This window comes from Actinomyces sp. oral taxon 849 str. F0330 (assembly GCF_000239715.1).
Taxonomy (GTDB): domain Bacteria; phylum Actinomycetota; class Actinomycetes; order Actinomycetales; family Actinomycetaceae; genus Actinomyces; species Actinomyces johnsonii.
This window is the reverse complement of sequence record NZ_JH470350.1, coordinates 365099-377807: the sequence shown is the minus strand read 5'-3', so window position 1 is coordinate 377807 and position 12709 is coordinate 365099. Positions and strand designations below refer to the sequence as shown.

Genomic DNA, 12709 nt, shown 5'->3' with positions numbered 1-12709 from the left:
ACCTCTTGAGACGAATGCGGCGGTGCCGGTGAAACGAGGCGGAACTCGTCTCACCGGCACCCTCTTGGACAATGGGTCCAATTATAGCCGCAATGGGGAGCCCTCAGGACTCTCCGCCCTGGGAACCGGAGGAACCTGCATTGACATTGGTCAGGTCGTAGCGGGTCACGGCCTGCGCCAGGACGGAGCGGTCCAGACGGCCCTGCTCCACCAGTGCCTGGAGCGCGCGGACAACCACAGACTGGGCATCGATGAGATAGTGGCGCCTGGCGGCGGCGCGCGTGTCGGAGAAACCGAAGCCGTCGGCACCCAGGGTGTAGTAGTCGCCGGGAACCCAGGCGCGGATCTGGTCGGGAACCAGGTGGTCGTAGTCGCTGGTGGCGACAAAGGGGCCGTTGGCCCCGGAGAGCTTGCGCGTCAGGTAGGGGACCTGCCGCTCGGCGTGAGGAGCCAGGAAGTTGGCCTTCTCGACTTCCAGTGCCTGGCGCCGCAGCTCGTTCCAGCTGGTGACGGACCAGGTGGCGGCGCGCACGCCCCAGTCCTCGGCCAGGATGCGGCGCGCCTCCTCGATCCAGGGCAGTCCGACTCCGGAGGCCAGCAGCTGGACCTCGGGGCCCTGGCCGTCAGGGGCAGAGCTGATGCGGTGAATGCCGCGCAGGATGCCCTCGACGTCGACGTCGTCGGGTTCGGCGGGCTGGTGGATCGGCTCGTTGTAGACGGTCAGGTAGTACATGACGTCCCGATTGCGTCCAGAGTCGGGGCCGTACCAGCGCTCGAGGGCGTCGCGCACGATGTGCCGAATCTCGTAGGCGTAGGCGGGGTCGTAGCTGACGACGGCGTCGTTGGTGGCCGCGATCATGGGGGAGTGGCCGTCCATGTGCTGGGTGCCCTCGCCGGTTAGGGTGGTACGCCCGGCGGTGGCCCCGATGATGAAGCCGCGGGCCAGCTGGTCGCCGGCCGCCCAGAACTGGTCGCCGGTGCGCTGGAAGCCGAACATCGAGTAGAAGATGTAGACCGGGATCATGGGCTCGCCGTGGGTGGCGTAGCTCGTGCCGGCGACCTGGAACAGGGAGACCGAGCCGGCTTCGTTGATGCCGGTGTGCATGAGCTGGCCGGAGGTGGACTCCCGGTAGGACAGCATCATGTCGGCGTCGACCGGCGTGTAGTTCTGGCCCTGGGTGTTGAAGATCTTCTTGGTGGGGAACAGCGACTCCAAGCCGAAGGTGCGCGACTCATCGGGGACGATCGGCACGATGCGCCGGCCGATGCCCTTGTCCTTGATGAGCTCCTTGAGCAGACGCACGAAGGCCATCGTGGAGGCGACCTCCTGCTTGCCCGAGCCGCCCTTGAGGATGTCGTAGGTCTTGTCGCCGGGCAGCTCGAGCTGGACGCCGGCATCGCGGCGCTCGGGGACGAACCCGCCGAGCTGACGGCGCCGGTCCAGCATGTAGAGCAGGGAGGGGTCGTCGTCGGCCGGCCGGTAGTAGGGCGGCATCTTCGGGTTGGCCTCGAGCTGCTCGTCGGTGATCGGGATGTGGAGGCGATCGCGCAGGGCCTTGAGGTCCTCCAGTGTCAGCTTCTTCATCTGGTGGGTGGCGTTGCGGCCGGCGAAGTGCCCGCCCAGCAGGTAGCCCTTGACGGTGTGGGCCAGGATGACGGTGGGCTGGCCCTTGTGCTCCATGGCCGCCTTGTAGGCGGCGTACATCTTGCGGTAGTCGTTGCCGCCGCGCTGCAGGGCCCAGATCTCGTCATCGGTCCAGTCCTTGACGAGCTCGGCGGTGCGCGGGTCGCGACCGAAGAAGTGCTCGCGGATGTAGGCGCCGTCGTTGGCCTTGAAGGTCTGGTAGTCGCCGTCGAGCGTCTCCATCATGAGGTGCTCGAGGGCGTGGTCCTTGTCCGCGGCGAGGAGCTGGTCCCAGCCACGGCCCCAGATCACCTTGATGACGTTCCAGCCGGCGCCCTTGAAAAAGGCCTCGAGCTCCTGGATGATCTTGCCGTTTCCGCGCACCGGTCCATCGAGGCGCTGCAGGTTGCAGTTGATGACGAAGGTGAGGTTGTCCAACTGTTGGCTGGCCGCCAGCTGCAGCATGCCGCGGGACTCGGGCTCATCCATCTCGCCGTCGCCCAGGAAGGCCCAGGTGTGCTGCTGGGAGGTGTCCTTGATGCCCGCGCCCTGGAGGTACTTGTCGAACCAGGCCTGGTAGATGGCCTCGGCGGGGCCCAGCCCCATGGAGACGGTGGGGTACTCCCAGAAGTCCTCCATGCGGCGGGGGTGCGGGTAGGAGGGCAGACCCCGGCCGCCGGCGGGGCGGGACTCCTCCTGGCGGAAGCCGTCCAGGTCGGCCTCCCCCAGGCGTCCCTCGATGAAGGCTCGGGCGTAGTTGCCGGGCGAAGCGTGGCCCTGGAAGAAGACGTGGTCGCCGCCGCCGGGGTGGTCCTTGCCGCGGAAGAAGTGGTTGAAGCCCACCTCATACAGGGTGGCAGTCGACGCGTAGGAGGAAATATGGCCGCCGACTCCGACGCCGGGGCGTTGCGCTCGGGTCACCATGACGGCGGCGTTCCAGCGCAGCCAGCGCCGGTAGGTGCGCTCGGCGTTTTCGTCGCCGGGGAAGTATGGTTCGTTGGTGACGTCGATGGTGTTGATGTACGGCGTCGTCATCTGGGTTGGCACCGTGACGTTCTTCTGACGGGCCTGGGCAAGCATGCTCAGCAGGATGTAGCGCGTCCGCTTGGCGCCCTTGTCCGCGATGAGGGCTTCGAGGGACTCGAGCCACTCCTTGGTCTCCTCTGGGTCGTTGTCGGTCACCTTCGTCAGGAGGCCATCAATGAGCGGCGTGGAGTCGCTGGTGGGGCTCACGGAATCCTCTTTCCTCGCGTCTGTGCGGTTGGCCCGAGGCTCGCGTGCTCGCCGTAGCGCCGCAAACGACGTACAGCTGGAGTCAGGCCGCTGTGGATGATGGCCCTAATCTACGACCTGCGGCGGCGCGAACGCTGCACCCAGCGGGAAGAAAGTCCTACGTCACGTATGGTGTAGGCCACATCTGAGGGTCGTGTGTCCGGGGTGACGGTTGGTGGGGAGCCGGTTGAACGCCGTGGCTGCGGCAGCGACGGCGTTCAAAGCGAAGTTCAAGGTAATCTGAACTGCGTGTTCACTTGCGCGGTCGGTACCGGGTGAGGTGGGCTATACCCATCGCCCAGCAGCGGGCGAACGAGAGACGGGCGCAGCCCAGAAGGACGGTGTAAAGAAGTGGCGAGTACAGCGGGTGGGGCTTTCGGCTTCGCCTCCGGTCTCATCATCCAGGAGTTCGGCTACGACGACGACGTCGACGAGACCTTGCGCCAGGCGGTTGAGGCCGAGACCGGAACCACTCTGGTGGACGAGGACTATGAGGACGTGGCCGATTCGGCCATCGTGTGGTGGCGGGATGACGACGGCGACGTCGACGACCTCACCGACCTCCTGGTGGACGCTCAGGCGAACCTCGACGGCGCCGGGCTCATCTGGGTGCTGACGCCCAAGGCGCGCACCACGGGTGCCGTCCAGACCGCAGAGGTGGAGGAGGCGGCCGCCACGGCGGGCATGCACGCGACCTCCGCCGCCTCGATGGGGCAGCACTGGAGCGGAATCAGGGTCTCCAGCCGAGGGCGCTGACGCGATCTGAGACCGAGGCTCCTCCTCGGTCGCGCGGAAGAAGGCCCGGGGCGATTGGTGGCTTGCGTCGCGTAGCGGTAGAGTCGCCGCGCAGGGCGGTTTGCGTCCCTATGAGCGTGTGCGGTCCCCTGAAGAGCGGTGGCCGTGTCCCCGGGACGTCTGCGCCTGGACCTGTAGCTCAGTTGGTAGAGCAACGCGTTTACACCGCGTCGGTCGTCGGTTCGAGTCCGGCCGGGTCCACCACAAGCTCCGTATACGAACCCTTGGCCTGAGTAACAGGGGCAGGGGTTGAATCATTACCTGAATTGCATCGACGACGCCCGTCCACATCGTGGACGGGCATTCTTGTTGTGGGTGCTTCGCAGTCTGCCGCCTGGCTGGGTGCTGCGCCCATCGCCGCTTGCTGCGCCGCCCGCCGTAGCTGTTGGCTACCGAGTTGGTCGAAGGGTGAGGCCAGCTCTCCAGTGACGGCAGTGTGGCTGGCTGGGTCGATGATGGAGATGGTGTCGCAGCGCACCGTATGCATCGAGCCTGGCTGCGCTTCACCATGGCCACCCTGAGATGCTGAGCCGGCCGACTGATCCCCAGCACTCTCATCGCGAGAAGAGGCCGCGCTCTCCGCTGTCTTCTCCCCACTCTGCGTGGCGGCCGTCTGCCCACTGGTTCCACCTCGTCGTCCTGCCTTCAGACTGGTCTGCAAGGCCGGTGGTGGGATGATGGGGCGGCCATCTTCATCCACCGCTGGATTGACGAGGATGCGCTCGAAGAACACTTGATTGAGCAGCTTCTTTAGGCGATCCGGCACCGCCAGGTACAGCCGCTGGCAGTCCTCCAGGAGATCGAGCGCCTGGGTAAGATGCTGCTCCACCAGAGCAGCGTCAGCCGTGTAGCCGTCCAGTTCGCGCTGGATGGCAAGGATGCTGCTGGTGAGTTGGTCTTGTTCCTTCTTGAGTAGGTCGAGAGGGATGGCTCCCTCATAGTGGGCTTCGAGCAGCTTGTGGCGCTGGTCTTCCAGCTGTTGCTGCCGCGTGGTCAGGCGCTGGATGTCTTGCTGGCGGTTGGCCTGGATGTGTGCGAACTCCGCGCGCAGGTAGCGCTCGATATCGCGGCGGTCATCGCTACTGAGCCGTATCTGCTGGTAGAGCTCGGCCACGCGGGCTTCCACCTCGTCAATGAGCACCGCCTTGAAGGTGCAGTCGTGCACCCGGTGCCGCCTAGCACAGACGAAGTAGTGGTAGGTGCTGCTGGTGCGCGAGGTGGCGTGCTGCACCAGCAGGCGGGCACCGCACAGGCCGCAGACGATGGTGCTCTTGAGGTGATGATTGTGCATGCGCTGCCGCTCGCCGTTGGCATGAGCGGTCAGGATGTCTTGCACCGTCTGCCAGGTGGCGGCGTCCACGAGAGGCTCGTGCGCCCCGGGGTACTCCACGCCCTGGAAGGAGATGACGCCCTTGTAGTAGGGGTTTCGCAGCAGCGTCTGTAAGAGTCTGACCGAGACAGGGTTGGTCGGTTTGCGGGCGGTTGGTGGGATGGTCAGGCCGCGGTTGTTGAGGTGCTCCGCCAGTTGCCGCGCCGTCCAATTCCCCGTCGCATACTCCGTAAAAGCCAGCCTCACCAGCGGCGCCCGCTCCTCATCCAGCTCAACCGTCCGAACCTCTCTCCCATGCTCATCCCGTCCCCGGACATTCACATACCCCAGCGGTGCCTTACCCAGCGTCCCACCATTCCTCGCCTTCTCACCCATCCCCTTAATGACCTCATTAGCCAGGTTCCGGGAGTAGAACTCAGCAATGGAGCTCATGATGCCATGCAGCAACATCCCACCAGGCGTCTGGTCTATGTTCTCCGACGTCGACACCAACCGCACACCCGCCTCCTCAAACGCCCGGTTAATCTCCACATCATCCGCTCTATTACGAGCTAACCGATCTAACTTATGGACAATGACATAGTCAATCCCACCATCTTCCTTAAGGTACGCCAGCATCTTCTGTAGCTCAGGCCGGTTCGCAGACCTGGCAGACTCGCCCCGGTCGGCAAACTCCTTCACCACCAGCGCACCCATCGACTGGGCCTTGCGCTTATTCGCCTCCCGCTGAGCGGGGAGGGAGAAGCCTTCCTCCGACCCGCCACGCTGAGCCTGCTCCCGGGTGGAGACACGGATGTATGAGACGGCGCGCTTGGGAGTGAGTTGGGCGGCCATGGCCGCAAACGGGTCAGCTCCCGTACCCATCGCACCCACTCCCGTGCTACCTCCCATCGCACCAGTTTGCATCGTTCCCGGCTTCATACACTCAATCCTCCTTTCGCTTATCCGTTTGTCCAGACATACCAGCTACGCCTAGCCGACTGTCTCTTTCCATTGACGCTCAGAATGCCCGCAAAGTCCAGTGCGAAGTTGGGCGAAGTGAAGGGGTACAGGGGTGGAGAGCACACAGGAGAGGCTGCGAAGTACGGCGTGAGCGTGGTGCGCCGCCGACTGGAGCGGCCTGCTACACACCTACTGCCTGCGTAGAGCGATGGCGGCATGTTGGGCATGGGGAACAAACACTGGCGGCGCTACCGGGGCAGATGACGAAGTGAGAGCGGCGCCTGAGGTAGCAAGCAGCAGGCAGAGTGAAGCAGCACTGGGTGACTGAGGAGCAGGAGGCCATCAAGCGCCGTGGTACTGGAGGTGCCAAACAACATCATGAACATCACCGACACCTGTCCATGTATTACCGACAGACACCACAAATGACCCAGCCAGGGCAGCTGCCAGTCCGGCAGAGGCAACGCCACCAGGCAACAGTGGCCGCGCCTGGCCGTGCAGCCAGCAGAGAAGGGGAGCCCGAGAGGGGCTACCAGTCGCCGCCACAAAGCAGCAGCAAACCGCCAGACAGCGCCGAAAGGTGTGAATGGTTGAGTGCAGCGATGCGTCGAGCGGGGCGTCTGGGAAAGAGCGTGAAATGCAGGTTGAGACAGTGCGTGCCATCAACCATACATCCGTACATCTTTGTTCATTTTCTACAATAAATTGACGCTTTTCTTGGGTAATCTGCATGGTAAACGGTTATCCTTAGAATGATTTAAGGAACTTTAAAGGCGTTTAGATCAATCGACATGCAGACAATCTAACTGACCGGTCTTTTCTCTACGGCCAAATGCCGCTATCATCTCGATCAGACACCCAGCCCCCTCGGACTCAAACGCCGCCAACTCCGGGAGAATAGAAGTATTCTGCTCTATATATTTCAGCACACGGTTGACCCCCGCTTGATAAAACAGTACAGCAAAGTAAGAGGCGACGACACAGCCTCTTATTGACTAAGAAGAAATTGTTTGCCAAAATACGAAGGAGCAGGCAAAAAACATAAATATGAACACTCTAGAAAAATAAGTCCCAATAGCAAACAACGAAGGAACATTATGGAACAGCTTGCCATTCCGAGCGGAAACTATCATATACCTGCCACTTTAGATAATGTCAGCTCTCGCATACTGGTGCTATCTCATGGAATATTTGTAGACAGAAAAGAGAATGGTCGCTTCGAACGACTATCAGTCCAACTGAAGTCTCGTGGTATTTCATCGCTTGCCATAGATTTACCCGGTCATGGAAAGAATCCAATTCCCAGCATGCAGGCAAACGTTTCAAACATGACTTGGTCATTGATCGACACTGTCAACTGGGCAGCACAACACTATGAGAGCGTAGGTTTGGTGGCATCTTCGTTCTCTGGAGCGTTGGCATCACTAGCGTGGCCTTTAATACGAGAGTCAATCAATGATTTATTAATATTCCTGAATCCAGTACTTGATTTTGATAGTACCTTTGTTAATCCGTTATGTTCAGAAATGGGGTCATTATTTAACACAAGCACTTTTCAACAAGCTAGAGATCAAGGCTACTTTCAGCCCGTGCAGCACTTCACGATGAGTCGTGATACTTTACTTGATTTTCGAACAATTTCAGTGTCCACGGCATACTCTCAAATTAGTTACCCTCACACTATCTTTCACGGCGACGCCGACGAATTGGTTCCTTTTAGTGTAACGAAAAATATTGCCGTCACGAATCCTTTCTGTGATTGGAGAACGATATCTGGCGGCGTTCATGCATTCACACAGAGTGGACACGAAGAACAGGTTTGGTCAGAAATTTCGCGTTTAGCGTAACAGAATGGCTTCCTCATGTTGCTTGGAATAATACAAAGTGCACTTTTTGTGCTTTTAGGATTCCTTCTTAAAATAGGCATATCCTACTGGCTTGAACGAAGTTCAGATGGATTTCACAAATTCACGGGGTTCGAGCCTGGCGCAAAGTCAAGACTTCGCGTTGTATATGGGCTAATCAAAGACTCGAATAATTTCCATCGATATGCTCACGAGGGAGACGTTTCAGCTATTTGTGCGGCGATTCATTTCTTGAGTAGTAAACGTCTTGGACCTATTTCTTCAATTTGTTCCACGAGTGCGCTATCGGACTACGGAAACTGGCTAGAACTTCTGTCGATTAGTGGGCCTGTGTGGAATTTAGTATCTCGAGAAATTTTGTCGAATTCTGTATTCGATATTGCGTTTTCAACAGGTAATGTGAATGGCGTTAATGACGATATTATGACGGTCAGTGCAAAGAATGGCAACATATTTACTAAATTGTCTACGACTCGAAGCACTGATGGCATTCCGCGAGAATGCTATGGTCTGGTAGTATCGGTCCATAATCCACGGCGAGGAGATAGACGTCTTCGACACCACACGGTTGTTGCCGGACTTTCTACGCTTGGTACCTACGGCGCTTTGCAGTGGCTTGAGGGATTAGCAGATGATTCAAATCTTCCTGCGCATGATGTTGGCGGTGACACTGGAATTAGGGATCGCTTTGCTCTTTTAAGGGTGGTGGATTCTTCTCCCGAAGGGTTCTCTAGCTACGGATCAGACTCTCTTGCACCAAGTTCGCTGTCCATTGAGCTCCTGCACTTGGAGTCGGGGGATCAGCTACACAAAAACGGCTCCATTCGAGAAGTAGTAGTAAACGAATTTAAGAAAAGGCTGTTTCAATGAATAGCAAAATAACGGCGGTGGTTCCTGCTAGAAATGAGGAGAGTACTGTCGGCTGCATAGTTGAGCAACTCTTAGAAACTAATATTTTCGAGGAGGTAATTGTTGTTGACAATTCATCACAAGACGACACTGGGATAATAGCGGCCGCTGCTGGTGCAAAAGTGGTACCCTGTGAGCAGGAAGGGCTCGGTGCTGCTATGCTTGCTGGTGTTGAAGCTAGTCATACTAGTCGCATATTCAGGACAGACGCCGACATTATATCATGGGACATGACACGTGTTACGGAGATAGCGTTGGCATCAGATGATCTTACTAGAGGGGTGTTTTCATCACCGTATGATAGTTTTCCAGTAACACGCTTGGTCACAGAAAATGCATGTTCACTGTTACTCCCAGATATCACGCTTCCTCGTAGAGTATTGTCTGGGACATACGCTTTCAGGAAAGCATTGTTTCCACTTTCATGCTATCCACAGGATTGGTCGTTTGACATAGCTCTTGTCATTCATGCTCTTCGCAACAAGTGGAGCATTAGAGATATAGAGATTGGTGAGTTAGTCGACAAACAACGCGATATCGAACATTATGTTCCAATGGCTAGAGACATCTTGAGATACATTCTGAAGGTTTCGAAATGATTACTGACAATCTTGTGGCGGCGAATATTTTCCCTAATGTCGTATTTTCGGGAACGGTATTAATCTCGGACTATTGCGTTATTGGACAAGAAAGCTATCAGCTAAGATCGAAGCGCTCATCATCGGTTTGCGTTATAGGGGATGGGTTCTCTCTTGGCCCGTTTTCGTTTATTGGGAAAGGAACAAGTATAGGACAAAAATTTCGTGGAGATAGCCATAGTTATATTGGCGAGAACTGCGACATCGGCGATAGCGTTGTTGTCGAGTACGGTGCGAGGATCTATGATGGATGCCGAATTGGGGACTGTTCACAAATTGGAGGATTTGTTTGCAACGATGTCGAGATAGGAGAAGCATCAGTGATCCAGGGGTCATTAATACATTCTCGTGCTCAGCATGATGAAGTTGCTCCTCCCAAGATAGGGTCGTCGGTTCTCGTTGGAACAGGCGCACTAGTTGTTGGCGGCGTCAAGGTAGGTGATGAAGCCGTTATAGCAGCTGGAGCGGTTCTTCTGAAGGATGCGAAGCCAGGAAGATTGTATGCAGGAGTACCTGCTGTGGATAAGGGAGTTGCTACATGGAGTTGACCTGAGTCATATTTGAAAGCACGCAGTCTTAGTTTCATTTGATGGTTAAATGGTCGGAGAGATGAAATCATATTCAGCAATTCAATAATTGCTGAATATGATTATTAAATAGGAAAGTGAGTGATCGTGACTATGTCGACAAACAATAAAAATTTTGCTTCGCCGCTGCGATCTATGCGACCTGAAAGTATTTTGGTCGACCGACATGCTCTAGTATCCTTGCTAGGTTATGCAAAAGCATTGATCGGGCTTTCAGAAATTTATAATGATTCCGGTTTTCACGTTCCTAATCCGAAATATTTAAAAACAATGAAGGAGGAGGTCAAGAAAATTGAAGAAGACCTTAATGAAGGTAAGTTTATTAGAAAAATAGAAACAGAGGGATTGATGGGTAAGATAAGTTCACTTAGTGGCTCTCAAAAACAAGACGCCTACGAATTGATAGAATATCGAGAATCTTCCGCCGGTCATGCTGATATTTCGCAAATTATTGTTAAGGAAATACTCGGTGCGATATTGCCAGAAGACGTGTATTCCTCAATCAACGGTAGCGACCAAATTGACAACCTTCCACCTCACCTTCTTGTTAACAGCTACAATGCAGACGAAGATGATAGTGAGGAAGCGATGACATTCGATAGTAATGAGCGAAGTAGCTCATCAACTATCGACTGAGGTGGGCGGCCATGGCAGTGAAGGGATCAGGGGCGATGACGTCAGGCATGGCCTACCTCCTCATTGAGATCGCTGGGCTTACTGGTGATGTTGGTCTGGCTGACCGATGCTGTTGCTGCCAATGAGCGCGCCGTCGGCAGGTGGCGTTCGGCCTGGTGCTGACACATCTGCTGTGCGCTGCTCATGCCGCGCCAGGTCTGGGACGCAGGGCGATGCCGGTGGTGCGGAGATGGCGGCGGACGGTCTCGGCATGCACGCCGAACTGGTTGCCGATGGCGGCGCAGGACTGGCCGGCGATATAACGCTGCTCGGCCTGGCGCTTCTGCTCATCGCTCAGGCCGCGCGGCCGACGGGTAATACCGCGGGCATTGCGGAGGTCGCTGACCTGTTGCCTACTGATGCCATAGCGCTGACAGATCTCTCGCACTGGCACACCCTGCTGGTACAGGGTGATCACCTCATCCTTCTGCGCTGGCGTAAGGCGGGTGTGATGCTGGCGGAGGCGCTGAGGCGGGGGAGTGGCTATGGTGGTCGTCGTGGCTGTAGTGTCTCCGTCGTCGGGCGGCAATGTCCTGGCGAACTCCAGTAGTGTCTGCCAGTTCTTGGTCACGGACGAGCAGGGAGCCACCACAAGCTCCGTATACGAACCCTTGACCCGCTCAGCACAGCCAAGCAACTGGAGGGGAAGGTCATGAGCGACGAACGAGTGGCGATCCCGGAAGAGCTGGCCGAGGCTTTTTCGCAGCATGAGGTTGCCGAGAAGATATTCACCACCCTGCCTCCGTCGCACCAGAAGGAGTATCTGCGCTGGATCGGCGAGGCGAGGCGTGCGGAGACCCGCCGACGCAGAGCCGCCAGAGCAGTGGAGATGATGATCGACAAGCACGGTTAGTAGGGCTTTTCGTTCTTATCGGCTCGGTGCTACGGCGATAGTGTTGTAGCCGACAAGAGAAGTCGCTGTTTCGGGGCGCCTCAGGAGTCCTTTGTGAAGCGTTGGTGTCACTCGGGATCGGTACCGAAGTGCTGGGAACGGCGCTGTCCGCGGAGGATGACCTGATCGTCAATCCAGCGCTCCCACTGCGGAGCGCGTTCCCGCTCGTCCGCGTCCAGGGGAGCGGCGACACCGGCGTCGATGGAATCGTCCAGGATCATGAGGGACGACTGGGGAACTGGGATGTCCCAGGGGACCAGCCCCCATGGTCCCTCGGGCGCCAAGAGCACTTGCGAGCGGTGAAGGTCGTGCAGGTCGTTGTAGTGCGCGTCCTTGCCGCCTTCGGAGTACCAGTACCAGCGTCCCAGCCTAAACGACTCCCAGACCTGGCCCCAGTTCTGATAGTGCAGGCGCAATGCGTGATCTAGCAGTGCCAGCGTGTCCCACGCCTCGGCCTCGGGCAACCAGTTCAGCGCAGCTCCCCACCGCGTCAGCATGGCGGCGCGGAGCATGTCCCAGGCCAGAAAGTCCACATTCTGAATGCCCCGGTCATTGTTCCGCATCCGTTCCAGGCGCCACAGCTTCTCGGTGATGTCCTGGACGGCGATGCCCGCCTCTTTCAGCTCTTGCAGCTCTTGGCGCTCGGCCTCCGCCAGGGAGGCGTCGGCCCACTGGGCGCGTTCGACGCCGAATTCGTCGCGGTGGCCCAAGGTGATCAGGCAGAATATTTGGGCGAGGAGATCGATGCGGGAGTGAATGTCCCAGCCGCTGGCGAGCATGCTCCGCTTGTCATCGAGATCGGAGCAGGACAGGTGGTCCCATGGGTCATGGTGGCATAGGGCATACGGTGCTGAGATCACCACGAGGCGTTCGTACACACCAGGCGTGAACGCGGACGGATTGGAGACTCTTACGGGACGGTGCTGGTCCGTGAGGTCGTTCCACGTGGACTCATCTCTCTTGTTCTGAAAGATTGAACGGAAGAGCAGGACAGCGCCGATGGCACCGAAGACGCCCAGTGCGATGACAAGAAGCAGAACTGGCGATCGCATGAACAGTATTATTTATCATGACTATAGGTAAATATCAAATGCTGCGGTACGAGGCGGTGATGACGGGGCGGCCGCGAGAGCCCCGTCAGGTCGACGACTCGCGCGGTGGCTGCGACTGCATGGCAGCC

Annotated in this window: 12 protein-coding genes and 1 tRNA gene; 8 read left to right on the top strand and 5 right to left on the bottom strand. The window is 57.7% G+C overall.

Translation table 11 applies throughout. The features are described 5' to 3' along the window. Positions 1–103 precede the first annotated feature (103 nt). The gene (gene aceE / locus HMPREF0975_RS05465; RefSeq protein WP_009233151.1) at positions 104–2857 is read right to left on the bottom strand and encodes a pyruvate dehydrogenase (acetyl-transferring), homodimeric type; all 2754 of its coding nucleotides are present in this window, start codon (positions 2855–2857) and stop codon (positions 104–106) included. A 390-nt stretch (positions 2858–3247) separates the two neighbouring features. On the opposite strand from aceE, the gene HMPREF0975_RS05460 reads away from it, so the two are divergent. Next, on the top strand, positions 3248–3652 hold the full coding sequence (locus HMPREF0975_RS05460) for a DUF3052 family protein (RefSeq protein ID WP_009233150.1): 405 nt from the start codon (positions 3248–3250) through the stop codon (positions 3650–3652). Between the two features lie 167 nt (positions 3653–3819). Beyond that, positions 3820–3895 (top strand) — tRNA-Val (locus HMPREF0975_RS05455). Here the strand turns inward: HMPREF0975_RS05455 and HMPREF0975_RS14765 are convergent. Continuing rightward, positions 3852–5885: a recombinase family protein gene (locus tag HMPREF0975_RS14765; RefSeq protein WP_156808203.1), complete on the bottom strand. Its 2034-nt coding sequence runs from the start codon at positions 5883–5885 to the stop codon at positions 3852–3854. The two genes, HMPREF0975_RS05455 and HMPREF0975_RS14765, sit on opposite strands and share 44 nt — an antisense overlap. A 1175-nt stretch (positions 5886–7060) precedes the next feature. Here HMPREF0975_RS14765 and HMPREF0975_RS14760 point away from each other — a divergent pair. The 5 genes from HMPREF0975_RS14760 to HMPREF0975_RS15535 all read left to right on the top strand — a co-directional run bounded on the left by HMPREF0975_RS14760 (position 7061) and on the right by HMPREF0975_RS15535 (position 10598). After that, positions 7061–7810, top strand: a complete 750-nt coding sequence (locus tag HMPREF0975_RS14760) for an alpha/beta fold hydrolase (protein WP_009233148.1) — start codon at positions 7061–7063, stop codon at positions 7808–7810. Positions 7811–7825: 15 nt separating this feature from the next. Then, a complete protein-coding gene (locus tag HMPREF0975_RS15540; RefSeq protein ID WP_009233147.1) occupies positions 7826–8698 on the top strand; it encodes a hypothetical protein in 873 nt (290 codons plus the stop codon). Next, positions 8695–9336 (top strand): glycosyltransferase family 2 protein, encoded by a 642-nt coding sequence (locus HMPREF0975_RS14755; protein ID WP_009233146.1) that lies wholly within the window; start codon positions 8695–8697, stop codon positions 9334–9336. Before HMPREF0975_RS15540 ends, HMPREF0975_RS14755 begins: the two co-directional genes overlap by 4 nt. Continuing rightward, positions 9333–9923, top strand: a complete 591-nt coding sequence (locus tag HMPREF0975_RS14750; RefSeq protein WP_083840723.1) for a hypothetical protein — start codon at positions 9333–9335, stop codon at positions 9921–9923. The genes HMPREF0975_RS14755 and HMPREF0975_RS14750 overlap by 4 nt, the downstream gene beginning before the upstream one ends. Before the next feature lie 126 nt (positions 9924–10049). Next, positions 10050–10598 carry a hypothetical protein gene (locus HMPREF0975_RS15535; RefSeq protein ID WP_156808192.1) on the top strand — a complete coding sequence of 183 codons (549 nt, stop codon included), beginning with the start codon at positions 10050–10052 and terminating at the stop codon, positions 10596–10598. Positions 10599–10639: 41 nt separating this feature from the next. Here the strand turns inward: HMPREF0975_RS15535 and HMPREF0975_RS15530 are convergent, their stop codons facing one another. Beyond that, positions 10640–10783: a hypothetical protein gene (locus HMPREF0975_RS15530; RefSeq protein ID WP_009233145.1), complete on the bottom strand. Its 144-nt coding sequence runs from the start codon at positions 10781–10783 to the stop codon at positions 10640–10642. Further along, the gene (locus HMPREF0975_RS17090) at positions 10780–11346 is read right to left on the bottom strand and encodes a helix-turn-helix domain-containing protein (RefSeq protein WP_083840720.1); all 567 of its coding nucleotides are present in this window, start codon (positions 11344–11346) and stop codon (positions 10780–10782) included. The genes HMPREF0975_RS15530 and HMPREF0975_RS17090 overlap by 4 nt, the downstream gene beginning before the upstream one ends. Here HMPREF0975_RS17090 and HMPREF0975_RS05440 point away from each other — a divergent pair. Next, complete coding sequence (locus HMPREF0975_RS05440) at positions 11290–11490, top strand: YdeI/OmpD-associated family protein (RefSeq protein ID WP_009233143.1); 201 nt, start codon at positions 11290–11292, stop codon at positions 11488–11490. The genes HMPREF0975_RS17090 and HMPREF0975_RS05440 overlap by 57 nt on opposite strands. A 107-nt stretch (positions 11491–11597) precedes the next feature. Here the strand turns inward: HMPREF0975_RS05440 and HMPREF0975_RS05435 are convergent, their stop codons facing one another. Continuing rightward, the gene (locus HMPREF0975_RS05435) at positions 11598–12581 is read right to left on the bottom strand and encodes a DUF1266 domain-containing protein (RefSeq protein WP_009233142.1); all 984 of its coding nucleotides are present in this window, start codon (positions 12579–12581) and stop codon (positions 11598–11600) included. Positions 12582–12709 lie beyond the last annotated feature (128 nt).

What these genes read in the sequence shown, in the direction of transcription:
- HMPREF0975_RS14765 (WP_156808203.1), bottom strand. Translation starts at nt 5,885, where the DNA reads ATGGGTACGGGAGCTGACCCGTTTGCGGCCATGGCCGCCCAACTCACT.
- HMPREF0975_RS14760 (WP_009233148.1), top strand. Translation starts at nt 7,061, where the DNA reads ATGGAACAGCTTGCCATTCCGAGCGGAAACTATCATATACCTGCCACT.
- HMPREF0975_RS15540 (WP_009233147.1), top strand. Translation starts at nt 7,826, where the DNA reads ATGTTGCTTGGAATAATACAAAGTGCACTTTTTGTGCTTTTAGGATTC.
- HMPREF0975_RS14755 (WP_009233146.1), top strand. Translation starts at nt 8,695, where the DNA reads ATGAATAGCAAAATAACGGCGGTGGTTCCTGCTAGAAATGAGGAGAGT.
- HMPREF0975_RS14750 (WP_083840723.1), top strand. Translation starts at nt 9,333, where the DNA reads ATGATTACTGACAATCTTGTGGCGGCGAATATTTTCCCTAATGTCGTA.
- HMPREF0975_RS15530 (WP_009233145.1), bottom strand. Translation starts at nt 10,783, where the DNA reads ATGAGCAGCGCACAGCAGATGTGTCAGCACCAGGCCGAACGCCACCTG.
- HMPREF0975_RS05440 (WP_009233143.1), top strand. Translation starts at nt 11,290, where the DNA reads ATGAGCGACGAACGAGTGGCGATCCCGGAAGAGCTGGCCGAGGCTTTT.
- HMPREF0975_RS17090 (WP_083840720.1), bottom strand. Translation starts at nt 11,346, where the DNA reads ATGCTGCGAAAAAGCCTCGGCCAGCTCTTCCGGGATCGCCACTCGTTC.
- HMPREF0975_RS05435 (WP_009233142.1), bottom strand. Translation starts at nt 12,581, where the DNA reads ATGCGATCGCCAGTTCTGCTTCTTGTCATCGCACTGGGCGTCTTCGGT.